Raw genomic sequence first — 369 nt, 5'->3', positions numbered from 1 at the left:
TTCTATTTCACTCCCCTCACAGGGGTTCTTTTCGCCTTTCCCTCACGGTACTGGTTCACTATCGGTCAGTCAGGAGTATTTAGCCTTGGAGGATGGTCCCCCCATGTTCAGACAGGATATCACGTGTCCCGTCCTACTCGATTTCACTYGAAGTGCGYTGTCGGCTACGGGGCTATCACCCTTTACTGCTGTGCTTTCCAGCACATTCGCCTAACACKCAACTAGCTTAAGGGCTAATCCGGTTTCGCTCGCCGCTACTGCCGGAATCTCRGTTGATTTCTGTTCCTCGGGGTACTTAGATGTTTCAGTTCCCCCGGTTCGCCTCGCAACGCTATGTATTCACGCTGCGATACCTGCTTGTGCAGGTGG

At 52.9% G+C, this 369-nt stretch carries 1 rRNA gene; it reads right to left on the bottom strand.

What is annotated here, in order from left to right:
- Positions 1–369: ribosomal RNA gene (locus tag EIZ48_RS28910) — 23S ribosomal RNA — on the bottom strand; the annotation flags it as partial.

Source organism: Photobacterium alginatilyticum (assembly GCF_009910675.1).
Classification (GTDB): Bacteria; Pseudomonadota; Gammaproteobacteria; order Enterobacterales; family Vibrionaceae; genus Photobacterium; species Photobacterium alginatilyticum.
This window is presented reverse-complemented; position numbering and strand designations above follow the sequence as displayed.